Raw genomic sequence first — 11671 nt, forward strand, 5'->3', positions numbered from 1 at the left:
AACTGCTTCTGCAGCTTTTTTCTGCTACCGGCCGCCAGATAATTAGGTGGTCAATTTGCCACGGAATCAGGTGGTCAACTTCTCCGAAATACCCACCAAACAGTCCGACCAGCTGAGCTGGACTCAGCCCAGACCAGACACTTCCCTGACCTTGATAGACGCCTTGCAACTCGATAAAAACGAGCCCATCATTGACGTTGGTGGCGGAGAAAGCAGGCTGGTTGACTACTTGTTACAAGAGGGCTTTACAGATATTACCGTTCTGGATATCTCACAAACGGCAATCGATCGTGCAAAGGCCCGACTAGGCTCGTTATCAGACCGGGTAACCTGGATTGCCAACAACGTTCTGGATTTTATTCCGTCGCGAGCCTACCGGGTTTGGCATGACAGGGCTACTTTTCATTTTTTGACTGGTAAGCACGAGATCGAAAAGTATGTCGGAATCGTTGAAAAATCCGTCATTAAAGGAGACGTGATACTGGGTACTTTTTCGATGGACGGTCCGGCAAAATGCAGTGGATTGCCCGTTAAACAATACGATCGGAGCTCGATTCAGCAAGTTTTCGGCCAAAGTTTCCGGTTGACCACAAGCGCTCACGTAGATCACATAACTCCATTCGGTACCAGTCAGAGCTTTATATTTTCAAATCTCAAAAAAAAGCCGTAATAAATGAGCAATTCGACATCTGAAATAACCAAAGAAAAGGAACACCAGGTCCGCGCAACTGATGCGATGTGCATCAATGAAAGCAAGCAAAGTCACCAATGGTATTACAACTTCAAATATCTGCTTGTAGGTGTGTTGTTCGGCATTGTGTTTGTCAAAGCCGAAGTAATCAGCTGGTTCAGGATCCAGGAGATGTTCCGCATTCAGTCTTTCCACATGTACGGGATCATCGGCAGCGCAGTGCTGATAGGAGCGCTCTCTGTTTGGCTCATCAAGACCTTCAAAATCAAGACCATACATGGAGAAGAAATTACTTTCTCTGATAAAAAATTCAACAGAGGACAAATTTATGGCGGGCTGACATTTGGACTGGGCTGGGGACTTACCGGCGCTTGTCCTGGACCCTTATTCGCCCAAATTGGTGTAGGAGCCACGGTGGTAATCGTGACCCTACTGAGCGCCATCGCCGGGACATGGGTATACGGGCGTTTCCGGGAGCAGTTGCCCCACTGACATTAACACTGAGGGGATGGGATATCAAATTAAATAAACCCGTCTCCCCTGACATTTTCAATCCATTTGGTAATCTTGTGACGAAAACTTCATTCAGTGATGAAAAAAGCCTCAATCTTATATTCTTTTGCGGGCGTAGCGATCGGGGCAGTCCTGGGGTATTTATACTACCACTTCATTGGCTGCTCCTCGGGTACATGCCCCATTGCTTCAAACCCTGCCAGCTCAACCGTGTATGGCGCTGTAATGGGCGGATTGTTGATCGGTTCAATAGCCAGAAAATAGTCCGTAGCGTCATGGAAGGTTTCTGGAAGGAAAGGTATTCCCGTGAAGAATACGTATACGGGACCAGGCCCAACGCCTGGTTAAAACGCCAGCTGAATCTGAAATGAAAAGCCATTGTCAAATATTAATAATCGGCGGCACGGCAGGCATTATGACCGCCGCACAGTTAAAAGCCAGCAGGCGTTCGCTGGAAGTGGCCATCATAGAACCGTCCGCGCCTCACTGGCACCAACCTGCCTGGACGTTGGTCGGGGCGGGAAGCTATGACTTTGAGGAAACGAGAAGAAATGAAGCATCTTTGATTCCCGATGGCGCAGACTGGATTCAGGATCGGATCACGAGGGTATTGCCGGACAATAATCAGGTACAAACCAGACATTCGGGCTCTACAACCTATGATTACCTTATTATCGCCCCAGGGCTACAGGTAAACTCCGATGCCCTTCCAGGACTAAAACAGGCTTTACTGACGGATTCGGTACAGCAACTACATCGATCCTCAAAAAAACTGGGACGTTTTACAGAAATTCAAAGGGTGAAATGCTGGATGATTGCTTTACACATTTTCGAAAAAAGATCAGGGATGTATGTAAGCCCACCCCTCGGCCTGGCGTATGATCAGCTCACCGTTGGCGCTGGGCGCAAATGAAACAAACGGCCACAGCTGGTCTTTGCCAATCTTTCTTTCCCGCAAAGTATTTTCGCATTGGGCCAGTATTACCCCATTATCCAGTAATGCCCTAAGTTCGGCCTGATAAGGGCCGTTGTTCATGTAAAGCGCCACCCCGCTTCCATGCACGATCAACTCTATCTGTAACTTCCCTTTCAGGCGCGGATCATCCAGCGCGTTCTGGATGTTTTTCAGCGTCGACTTTATTTTCTTCTCCTCCTCGGAATTAAGCTGATAAATCGCTCTGTACATCTTTTCTGTCGCCTGGGCACCGTTGAATGTCAAAGGATCGGCCTTTTGTGCGATAGTTTTATACGAGAACGCCATCAGCGTGGCCAGGCATGCGAGTCTGAATACTTTCATTTTGTCTGATTGGTTTAAAGCCGCCAACTTATACAAAAGCTGTATCACGCTTTGTGACAATTGTTACATAACAGCGGGGATAACATGGTTAATTTTGCCAACGATGATAAGAAAGACAAATCATATCCCCACTTATAATATTTGCAACCTAAATGGCCAGCAGGACACAGTCAAGGACATCACCGTTTATGACCTTCAATATTTTCTGGGCATCCGGATATGATTTTCCCTCACCGGCATTCGTTTTATCAGCTGTTATATATTTCGTCCGGTGCGGGGCGCCATGTCATTGATTTTGAGCAGTACGATGTAGAACAAGGTTCCATCTATTTTGTTGCTCCCCGGCAAGTCCACCAATGGCTTTTTGATCATTCAACTCAAGGCTCTGGACGACCGTTTTGATGCTTAGCAAAAGTGAGAATCTCAGAAAGCAAACCACAGTACTGGACAGCAAATACCTACTCATCAAAGGGTTATACTAAACAAAATAATCACACTAAACGCAGTATAGCGATTTGAGGAAAAACAAACCTAGAAAACACCGATGCAAATGATCGTATGTAACATTTATCACTGACCAGGGGTTTTGCGGCAGGTACTTTTGCAGAGTACTTAATTCAACAACTACTCAGAAATGCAAAGCTCAGAAGTTTTGGGATTTTCAGCTTCCATATTAATCGGGATAAGCCTCGGGCTGATCGGAGGGGGAGGCAGCATACTTACTTTGCCGGTGCTCGTTTACATAATGGGGATCAATCCGGTACTTTCAACGGCATATTCCCTTTTTGTTGTGGGTACGACTTCACTGGCAGGGTCATTCAATTTTATGCGCAAAGGGCTTGTCAACTACAAAGCCGCCCTTGTTTTTGCCGTTCCGTCATTTGTAGCTGTATTTCTCACGCGGAAATACCTGGTTCCGATGATACCGGATTCGCTGTTTACGCTCGGCGGCTTTGAGGTAACTAAAAATACGGGGATCATGCTCTTTTTTGCCGTGGTGATGCTGGCCGCGTCTTATTCGATGGTCAAGGAAGACAAGACAGAGTCCGAAGACGCCCGCGGTGAGCTGCAATTCAACTACCCGCTGATCGGACTCGAAGGAGGTGTTTTGGGGATACTCACCGGCATTGTTGGCGCGGGAGGCGGGTTTCTGATCATCCCGGCGCTGGTCTTATTGGCAAAATTACCTATGAAGATGGCCGTTGGAACCTCGCTACTGGTCATTGCAGCCAAATCACTGATTGGTTTTGCGGGCGATATTTCAAATACGACCATTGACTGGACTTTCCTTTTGGAATTTACATCGCTTTCCATAGCAGGTATCTTTCTTGGATCCTTTCTCGGCAAATTTATTTCAGGTGAAAAGCTCAAAAAATCTTTCGGTTGGTTTGTGCTCGTGATGGGCATCTATATCATTTCAAAGGAAATTCTTTTCAAATCGTAGTCGGCACAAGCAATGTCGCAAGCGCAGCACTTTCCGATGCAGCAAATAGGAAGCCATGAAAAGGCCAAAGCAAGCTTGATATACGTATATACCAAAGAGTTACATTCGGTACAAGCTTTGCTTAATTGCTCATTGAAGCTCAATGCAACAAAATAATCAGGATTATCAAAATTAAAAACAGCCTATTCTCCAATGATGTCTCCCGATGATTCCGTTGTTAAATTAATCCGCTCATTGAAGCTGCTTACGGGTCTTTTAGCCGTTGTTTTCGGGTTGTTTTCCGTGTTTTTGCTTGTTGTACTGTTCGGCAAGCCCGAGCCTGGTCCGGATCAAGCTGCCGGTGAGAAATTAACCGAAACCAAGACGGCCGACATAGCCCGCCTTATGCCGTGGAAGGGTCCGTCTGAAAGCGATCTTTCAAAGCTTACGCCAGCCGAGCAGCAAATGGTCAGATACGGGAAAGAGCTGATTGTCCATACATCGGATTATCTCGGCCCCAAAGGCAGTGTAAAACACCTCTCCAATGGAATGAATTGCCAGAACTGCCATCTGGATGCCGGCACCAAACCTTGGGGAAACAACTATTTTGCCGTAGAGGCCACTTATCCCAAGTTCAGGGCACGGTCTGGGAAAATAGAAAGCCAGGCCAAACGGATCAACGACTGTTTTGAGCGAAGCCTGAACGGAAAGGGCCTGGATGAGCAAAGCAATGAAATGCGGGCCTTGCTGGCCTATATGAAGTGGCTGGGGACAGGTGTTCCGCCGAAACAAGCACCTGATGGCATTGGGATCTATAAAATGAATGATCTTGACCGAGCCGCCGATCCGGTAGCGGGCAAAGCGGTATATGAACAAAAATGTCAGAGCTGTCATCAGCCCGCCGGAGAAGGTATGCTCGCCTCCGATGAAATACATTATTTATTTCCGCCTCTTTGGGGCAAGCACAGCTACAATACCGGTGCGGGGCTTTACAGGATATCCAATTTGGCTGGCTATGTGAAGGCGAACATGCCGCTCGGGGCTTCCTACGATGCGCCGCAGCTCATTGATGGGCAGGCCTGGGATGTGGCCGCTTTTATAAATTCCATGCCCCGCCCCCGGAAGGATCTAAGTAAAGACTGGCCCAATCCGGCAGATAAGCCCTTCGACCACCCCTTTGGCCCCTATGCGGATCCATTTTCCGAAAAGCAGCATAAGTATGGCCCATTCAATCCCATAAAAGACTGGCAAAAGCGGCACAAGAATCTAGATGCCAGATAGCTTTCGGGGAAGCGCCGGGAGCAGGTAAAACCTAAATTTATGAAAAAGCGCTTTTTTCTTTTCGTCCTCTGGTGGATACAGACAAGTTTCCCACTTCTCGCACAGGAAGTTCCAAAGTCGCAGGAGGCAATCAGGGATACGAATACACTTCGCCATTTTCTGAAAACGGGGAAATTTTACGGTCATGCAAGATCTTACCGGTCGGCAACCCTAAACCAAAATCGGCTTACCGATTACTATGCGTGGGCGGTGGGTGGTGGAATTGGTTATCAAACGCCAAAGCTGGCCAAGCGATTTCAGCTGGGAATCAGCGGCTTTTTCATATTTAACCTGGCCTCATCCGATCTTGCTCGTCCTGATCCGGCCACCTCTATGGTAAACCGCTATGAAATCGGTCTTTTTGACATCGAACGCCCGAATTATCGCCGGGATCTTGGTCGCCTGGAGGAATTTTACCTCAAAGCTCATTTTGGTAAAAAGTCGATACTGACCCTCGGCCGCCAGGTTCCTGAATCCCCCTTTATCAACCCACAGGATGGACGTATGAGCCCGACCTTAACTGAGGGTGCAGTGCTGGACGTTAATGAATGGCCACATTTGAAATTACGCAGCCAGTACCTATGGCGAATTTCGCCCCGCTCAACAATGCGCTGGCTGGAAATCGGCGAAAGTATGGGAATGTACCCCGTGGGGGTTGGTCTCGATGGGCGACCTTCTCAGTACAAGGGACAAACGGAGTCGGATTTCATTGCAATTTTTGGCGCTACTTACAAAAAGTCGAAATGGGAGATACAGCTTTGGGACACTTACGTGGACAATGTGCTGAATACTTTTTTTGTAAAAGCAGAGTGGAGGTCGCTGGCCAAAGGCGGAACAAACTGGATGACAGGAGCCCAGCTTACTATCCAGAAAATCACAGGGAACGGAGGAAACCCTAACGCCATGTTAGCCTATGCGCAGCCCGGCAGCGCGGTAGTAACCTCAGGACGCATAGGGAAAGAATCTGAAATATTTGACTGGTATCTGAATGCAACGCACATCTGGTCTCAGCAGCGGTACCTGATGCCAAGAGAATGGGGTAAAGAACCATTTTACACCTTTATGCCCCGTGAGCGTAACGATGGGTTCGGTAACTTAACGGCCGCTACCGTGAATACCCGCTTTAAACCCAAAAAGCACATTGAGCTAACACTAAGTGGAGGATACTTCCATTTGCCTGATGTCAAGAATTTCCGACAAAACAAATATGGGATGCCCGGCTATTCACAAATCAATTTGGGGCTCACCTACCAATTTGACCAATATCTAAAAGGACTCAGCGCTTTTCTGCTGGTGGTCCGCAAAGACAAGATGGGCAGCACCTATGATGACAGCCGGTATATCTTCAACAAAGTCAACATGGTTCATGCCAATCTTATACTCAATTACCGTTTTTGACATGGTCAAGACATAATTTTCCCATCCACCATCTCGATGATCCGGTCGCAATTCGCAGCAAATTCATCGTCGTGGGTGACGGCGATGATGGTTTGCCCCTTCTCTTTGGCTAACTGACGGAAGACATCAAACACAACTTTGGTATTTTTCGAATCGAGATTTCCGGTAGGTTCGTCCCCCATGATGATTGCCGGTTCGTTGATCAGCGCCCTTGCTATGGCCACCCGTTGCTGTTGTCCTCCCGATATTTTCGATGCCTTCTTCATTTCATGCCCTTTGATATCCAACATCGTCAGTAGCTCCATGGCACTTGCTTCTATCAACTCCTTGGGCTTTTTCCCTAGTTTGAGTGCAGGCAGCATCACATTGTCCAACACCGAAAATTCAGGCAACAGGTAATGAAACTGAAACACGAACCCGATGTGTGCATTGCGGAACCGCGACAATTCGTTTTGGCTAAGCCCGGTAACGGTGGTTCCATCGATGGTGATGCTTCCCTCATAGTCGGTATCCATCGTCGAGAGCAGGTAAAGCAGTGTCGATTTACCGGAACCTGATTTGCCGACAATGGCCACAAACTCTCCTTTTTTCACTTCAAAGCCCACGTCCCTGAGTACCTGGAAGGTATCCGGCTCATGAAAATATTTGTTCAGGCCTTTTACCGATAATGCTGCGTTCATTTGTTTATCATTGATTAACCTCTCAGTATTTCCACCGGATCGACTTTGGACGCTTTGCGGGCCGGCAGGTATCCTGCCACGAATGTGATGATCAGTCCAAAGACCATTGCCAGAATATAGTCGGCTGGCAGGTAAGAGATCGGGAGCGTATCAAAAGATGCGATTTTGAAAGGAATCCGGTCTACAATGGATGCAATGATAAACCCGAGCAACAGTCCGACAAAGCCGCCGATCAGACCAATGATGACGGATTGCACCAGGAAAATTTGTACGATGTCCCTGCCCTCGAAACCCATTGCTTTCAGGATCGCTATTTCCCGCATTTTCTCGTTGACGGTCATGTTCATAATGTTGTAGATACCGAACCCGGCTACGATCAGTATGGTAAGTGAAACCGCGATCGCGATAATATCGCGGAGCGTATTAGCCGACTCCAGCTGCCCGTTGCCTTCCTGCCAGGCCTCTGTCGTATATCTGATATCGGGGCGAACGGCACCGGCAACCGCTTTTGCTTTGTTATAATCGCCGATATTGGCAAGCACTTCTGTTGCATAACTTTTGTTTTTAGAAAGCAACTGCCTGGCCGTGTTGATCGAGATCAAAGCACGGGTCTTGTCCACATTGCCCGTTCCTGTCTGCATCAGACCGGCCACTTTAAGGATTTTGCTGACTCCGTCCGATGTGGTAAGCGTAACATTATCCCTCACTGACACGCTGAGCTTGGCCGCCAGCCCCGTCCCTAAGACGATGGCGTCGGAACGCCTTTCCAGCTCGTTCAGGTCCCCCTCGGTCATGTATTGAACGGTATTGAACATCCTTATCTCGTTGGTTACATCAATGCCCGACAGGGTCCCGCTTACTTTGGTCACCCCGTTCCGGAAAAACACGTTCTGGTTGACCTGCTCGGTAATGTTCACTACCTCTTTGTTGTTTTGCAATGCCTGTACGACCTCCTGAGCATTCCTTATGCCCTCGGTATAACTAATGTGCCTGGCATTGCTTACGCTGCGCAGGGTATCTCCACCGCTGTCCTGGGGGATAAGTATCGTTGGCTCTCCGCCCTGTTCATTATACACCCTGATGTGAGCCATGGTGGTAAAGGTGATCTCGGTTTGCGCGCCGTTCACGCCATTCATAAAGCTGTTCATGAAAATGTACATCGATATCCCGAAGGTTACGCTGAGCACCGCTACGATCAGCTGCCTTATTTTGGAAGTCAGATGGACCCATGATATTTTCGTATTTACGTTTGCCATTTGTTGTTTTATAAAATCCGGCAATCCAAAGCCACTTAATCTTGCTGTTGAGCGTGTACCGGTTCATGCTGCGAACAGGCGCCATGAAAACATCGGCGTACATGGTGTTCGGTTGTGTCAGGTGCCGGGTAGTTCAACGCCTTGCTTCGCGTCTTTATCATTCTCAGGTAAAAGGATGATGTCTTTTTCTGTCAGGCCGGCTTTCACTTCCACCCAGCTCCCAACTTTCTGCCCCGTTCTGATCGCCCTTTCCTTTCCGTCCCGCATTTGTACAAACTGCCCTCTGACCAAAGCCGCAGACGGGATCACCAGCACAGACCTGATCTCATCCTGCGTGATATTGGCCTGCAACTGGGTACCCGACAATAGTAGCGGCGGCGGGCTTACAAACTCTGCTTCTACCGAATACGATTGTGCCGTCTGGTCGAATGCAGGCAATATGCGCGTGACGGTAGCCGTGAAAGTCGTATCGGGATAATTGTTCATCTGTATGATAGCGCGCTGACCCAAGCCGAGCCGAGTGATATCATCTTCGGCGATAAAAAGCCTTATAATGTGGCGGCCGCTGCCAATCCTGGCAATGACCTCGCCCTTTCGCACCAGCTCACCCTTCTTTTTGAGTACGTCTAACACAATGCCCGGACGCTCGGTAATGGTTGCGTACTCACTCAATATGGCCTGCTGGGTTTTTACCTGTTGCAGACTTCGGGCGGCATTCAGGCGCAGTGCATCCTGAACCTGGCTGTAATTTTCTTCCAGCGCCACAAGGTTACCGCGTGAAGTTTTGTAAGCTAGCAGGGCTTTTTCCAATTCCAGCTGCGAGGCTGAATTTTTGGTTCGTAATTCTGTATAGCGCTCATAGTTGATCCGGTCCTGATCGAGTTGTGCCCGCGCCACAGCGATTTGTGATTCCAACTGTGCCAGCTGTGGCGCACCAGGGGCAGCGTTTTTCCGGGCATCGTTGTATACAATCCGCGCATCGCGCAACTGGGTGCTGGGAACATCGCTTTTGATACGGACCAGGACCTGCCCGACGCCAATTTGATCCCCTTCACGCGTATGGAGCTCGGTTATCGTACCCTCCGCCGTAGCGGCGATCACGTATTCATTTTCCTGTTCCAGATGTCCGCTGGCAAAAACAGCCTGGCGCAAACTTTTCCTGACCGGCCGGGTTTCCTGCGGGCTACTGCATGCCCCGAGGCACGTCAACAGAACCACTGTAATTACTGCCGTGCAATTTGACTTCATTGATTCTGATGTTATAGTTTTTTCCGCAGATACCGCTGGTAATAGCTGATGTAATAGTTGCCAAGGCTTTGCATGTACTGGTTTTGCACGACCAGCAGGTCCTGGAATTTCTCCAAGCGTTCGTCCAGGCCAATGATCCCGCTCTCATACCGGTCGTTGGTGTGGCTGTCGCTGCTGCTTTGCAGGCTCATGATCGCTTCCTGTTGTTTTAAGTCCTCCGTATTTTGCCGGTACTGGATTTCCAGGTTTTCGTCTTCCTTTTGGGTCACGAGGGCCTGATTGTCCAGCACCTGCTGCTGCTGACGGAGCTGTATTTGCGCCTGGGTGATTTTTTCCCTGGCAGACAGCCCGTTGAAAATGGGTATGGCGAGCTTTATACCCCAGAATTGCTGGGGTAAGCTATTGGCCGAGGCCAAGTTAAACATTTGATCGGTCGCCCAGTTGCGGTTGTATTGGTAACCCACAGAAAGAGAGGGATATGGCAGCGCCCTGCTTTCCGTGAGCTGCCGCTCATTCAATTGCAGCTGCGCCTTGTGGACCTGCCAAAGCGGGTGCATAAGGTTAGCCCTTTCCTCTTCTTTGCCGATGAGCTTCGGCGTAGAAAGGCCGCCAGAGAGTATAATCTGCTCGGAGGTATTCAGCTGAGACTGGAACTGGTTGTACAGCTGCGCCAGGGACGCCGAGAGGTTTCCTGCCTGCTGGACGGATTGAAGGTGCTGTATTTTGCTGCGATTCAGATTTTCCTCGGTAAATATCCCAGCTTCGTATTTGTCCTTCGCAATGCGGTAAATGCTGTCAGATGCTGCAATGTTGCCCTCGGCAATGCCGATGTATTTTTCGGTAAGCAAAATGGAATAATAGGTCTCGGCAAGCTGGTTATATAGCTGAAACCGGGCATAGCGGGTATTGGCCTGGCTGAGCGTTTGCGCTGCCTGCGCTGTCTTTACCTCAAACCGTTTTTGAAAATGGATCGCTTTCCAACTGGCCTGCACGCCTGTGCTGTACAGGTATTTCCTGCCAAAAGTATACTCTTGGAAAGTCCCCTCCGGGGCCGCTGGATTGAACAGGCTGGCAGGGACCAGCGTGGGCTGAAGCGTGATGTTATCGTTAAATCCCGCCGATGCATTCACCACCGGAAGCAAAGCGCCTTTCGCCGCCCTGATTTTTGATTCTGCAACTTGCTCCTGATTTCTTGCGCTTTGTATGCTCAACGCGTTCTGATCCGCATAGCCGAACACATCGTCGAGCGAACCGAACCTGATCTGTGCCTGGCCGGGAAAACCAACCAGGCAAACGAAAGGAAGCAACCCAAGTATTGACTTTAAATGAATCATATTCACCAACTCTTGGCTATATGCCAAAAAACTAAACAATCGATATCACATCATTTGCATCTTTTCCAAAGCCTCTTCTGGCTGATCACACCAACCTTTCCGGTAATTTCGAGTTCGTCATTGCTTGGCATTGCAATGCTGACACTAACATGTCGGTCACGTGCTGGCATATACGCCTTGCCGGTCCAGCGGTCCTTTTGGTAGGTGATGTTTATTAGCACGACATCTCCAACCTTTACGCTCGCGGCGGTATTTTTCAGCCAGATAATCTTTCCCGAATAACTTCCATTGCTGTCATAGATTTCGATTTTACGGTCGCCGTCCGGGCTGAGCCATTTTCCGGTAATTGCGCTCTGGCCATAGCCAACGCTACACCAAGAAATAAGGACGCCCGTGATTAGGTATCTCGATTTGCCGAATAAACTCATCGCAGCGTGTTTGTTTGATTTTTTAAAATAAGCATCTGGCCTGACGCCAGTTTTGCCAAAATGGAATGAAGAGGACATATTGC

Annotated in this window: 14 protein-coding genes; 8 read left to right on the forward strand and 6 right to left on the reverse strand. The window is 48.8% G+C overall.

Going from position 1 to position 11671, the window contains the following annotated elements; translation table 11 throughout:
- Nucleotides 1-55: 55 nt before the first annotated feature.
- From CLV60_RS32890 to CLV60_RS32905, 4 genes are all read left to right on the forward strand, one after another.
- A complete protein-coding gene (locus CLV60_RS32890) occupies nt 56-670 on the forward strand; it encodes a class I SAM-dependent methyltransferase (protein ID WP_106599641.1) in 615 nt (204 codons plus the stop codon).
- Between the two features lie 66 nt (nt 671-736).
- Nucleotides 737-1183, forward strand: coding sequence for a DUF6691 family protein (locus CLV60_RS32895; protein ID WP_229211243.1), 447 nt, complete (start codon nt 737-739; stop codon nt 1181-1183).
- A gap of 99 nt (nt 1184-1282) precedes the next feature.
- The gene (locus tag CLV60_RS32900; RefSeq protein ID WP_106599643.1) at nt 1283-1468 is read left to right on the forward strand and encodes a DUF6132 family protein; all 186 of its coding nucleotides are present in this window, start codon (nt 1283-1285) and stop codon (nt 1466-1468) included.
- Nucleotides 1469-1571: 103 nt separating this feature from the next.
- Nucleotides 1572-2117, forward strand: a complete 546-nt coding sequence (locus CLV60_RS32905) for an FAD-dependent oxidoreductase (protein WP_106599644.1) — start codon at nt 1572-1574, stop codon at nt 2115-2117.
- On the opposite strand, the gene CLV60_RS32910 is transcribed toward CLV60_RS32905, so the two are convergent.
- Nucleotides 2046-2501 carry a DsrE family protein gene (locus CLV60_RS32910; protein ID WP_106599645.1) on the reverse strand — a complete coding sequence of 152 codons (456 nt, stop codon included), beginning with the start codon at nt 2499-2501 and terminating at the stop codon, nt 2046-2048. The two genes, CLV60_RS32905 and CLV60_RS32910, sit on opposite strands and share 72 nt — an antisense overlap.
- Nucleotides 2502-2720: 219 nt before the next feature.
- On the opposite strand from CLV60_RS32910, the gene CLV60_RS35120 reads away from it, so the two are divergent.
- The 4 genes from CLV60_RS35120 to CLV60_RS32930 all read left to right on the forward strand — a co-directional run bounded on the left by CLV60_RS35120 (nt 2721) and on the right by CLV60_RS32930 (nt 6642).
- A complete protein-coding gene (locus tag CLV60_RS35120) occupies nt 2721-2903 on the forward strand; it encodes an AraC family ligand binding domain-containing protein (RefSeq protein WP_106599646.1) in 183 nt (60 codons plus the stop codon).
- 232 nt (nt 2904-3135) lie between these two features.
- Nucleotides 3136-3945, forward strand: a complete 810-nt coding sequence (locus CLV60_RS32920) for a sulfite exporter TauE/SafE family protein (protein ID WP_106599647.1) — start codon at nt 3136-3138, stop codon at nt 3943-3945.
- 192 nt (nt 3946-4137) lie between these two features.
- On the forward strand, nt 4138-5205 hold the full coding sequence (locus CLV60_RS32925) for a c-type cytochrome (RefSeq protein ID WP_374755667.1): 1068 nt from the start codon (nt 4138-4140) through the stop codon (nt 5203-5205).
- 39 nt (nt 5206-5244) lie between these two features.
- Nucleotides 5245-6642, forward strand: a complete 1398-nt coding sequence (locus CLV60_RS32930; RefSeq protein WP_106599648.1) for an OprD family outer membrane porin — start codon at nt 5245-5247, stop codon at nt 6640-6642.
- Nucleotides 6643-6647: 5 nt separating this feature from the next.
- Here CLV60_RS32930 and CLV60_RS32935 read toward each other — a convergent pair whose 3' ends face one another.
- The 5 genes from CLV60_RS32935 to CLV60_RS32955 all read right to left on the reverse strand — a co-directional run bounded on the left by CLV60_RS32935 (nt 6648) and on the right by CLV60_RS32955 (nt 11666).
- A complete protein-coding gene (locus tag CLV60_RS32935; protein WP_106599649.1) occupies nt 6648-7322 on the reverse strand; it encodes an ABC transporter ATP-binding protein in 675 nt (224 codons plus the stop codon).
- A gap of 14 nt (nt 7323-7336) precedes the next feature.
- Nucleotides 7337-8578: an ABC transporter permease gene (locus tag CLV60_RS32940; protein ID WP_106599650.1), complete on the reverse strand. Its 1242-nt coding sequence runs from the start codon at nt 8576-8578 to the stop codon at nt 7337-7339.
- Between the two features lie 117 nt (nt 8579-8695).
- Entirely contained in the window at nt 8696-9826 is a 1131-nt protein-coding gene (locus CLV60_RS32945; RefSeq protein WP_106599651.1) for an efflux RND transporter periplasmic adaptor subunit, read from the reverse strand.
- A gap of 11 nt (nt 9827-9837) precedes the next feature.
- A complete protein-coding gene (locus CLV60_RS32950) occupies nt 9838-11160 on the reverse strand; it encodes a TolC family protein (protein WP_146151640.1) in 1323 nt (440 codons plus the stop codon).
- 50 nt (nt 11161-11210) lie between these two features.
- The gene (locus CLV60_RS32955) at nt 11211-11666 is read right to left on the reverse strand and encodes a DUF2147 domain-containing protein (RefSeq protein ID WP_170118929.1); all 456 of its coding nucleotides are present in this window, start codon (nt 11664-11666) and stop codon (nt 11211-11213) included.
- Nucleotides 11667-11671: the final 5 nt, after the last annotated feature.

It is taken from the genome of Dyadobacter jiangsuensis (genome assembly GCF_003014695.1).
Classification (GTDB): Bacteria; Bacteroidota; Bacteroidia; order Cytophagales; family Spirosomataceae; genus Dyadobacter; species Dyadobacter jiangsuensis.

What these genes read in the sequence shown, in the direction of transcription:
- CLV60_RS32905 (WP_106599644.1), top strand. Translation starts at nt 1,572, where the DNA reads ATGAAAAGCCATTGTCAAATATTAATAATCGGCGGCACGGCAGGCATT.
- CLV60_RS32945 (WP_106599651.1), bottom strand. Translation starts at nt 9,826, where the DNA reads ATGAAGTCAAATTGCACGGCAGTAATTACAGTGGTTCTGTTGACGTGC.
- CLV60_RS32925 (WP_374755667.1), top strand. Translation starts at nt 4,138, where the DNA reads ATGATGTCTCCCGATGATTCCGTTGTTAAATTAATCCGCTCATTGAAG.
- CLV60_RS32920 (WP_106599647.1), top strand. Translation starts at nt 3,136, where the DNA reads ATGCAAAGCTCAGAAGTTTTGGGATTTTCAGCTTCCATATTAATCGGG.
- CLV60_RS35120 (WP_106599646.1), top strand. Translation starts at nt 2,721, where the DNA reads ATGATTTTCCCTCACCGGCATTCGTTTTATCAGCTGTTATATATTTCG.
- CLV60_RS32940 (WP_106599650.1), bottom strand. Translation starts at nt 8,578, where the DNA reads ATGGCAAACGTAAATACGAAAATATCATGGGTCCATCTGACTTCCAAA.
- CLV60_RS32950 (WP_146151640.1), bottom strand. Translation starts at nt 11,160, where the DNA reads ATGATTCATTTAAAGTCAATACTTGGGTTGCTTCCTTTCGTTTGCCTG.
- CLV60_RS32900 (WP_106599643.1), top strand. Translation starts at nt 1,283, where the DNA reads ATGAAAAAAGCCTCAATCTTATATTCTTTTGCGGGCGTAGCGATCGGG.
- CLV60_RS32895 (WP_229211243.1), top strand. Translation starts at nt 737, where the DNA reads ATGTGCATCAATGAAAGCAAGCAAAGTCACCAATGGTATTACAACTTC.
- CLV60_RS32955 (WP_170118929.1), bottom strand. Translation starts at nt 11,666, where the DNA reads ATGTCCTCTTCATTCCATTTTGGCAAAACTGGCGTCAGGCCAGATGCT.
- CLV60_RS32935 (WP_106599649.1), bottom strand. Translation starts at nt 7,322, where the DNA reads ATGAACGCAGCATTATCGGTAAAAGGCCTGAACAAATATTTTCATGAG.
- CLV60_RS32930 (WP_106599648.1), top strand. Translation starts at nt 5,245, where the DNA reads ATGAAAAAGCGCTTTTTTCTTTTCGTCCTCTGGTGGATACAGACAAGT.
- CLV60_RS32910 (WP_106599645.1), bottom strand. Translation starts at nt 2,501, where the DNA reads ATGAAAGTATTCAGACTCGCATGCCTGGCCACGCTGATGGCGTTCTCG.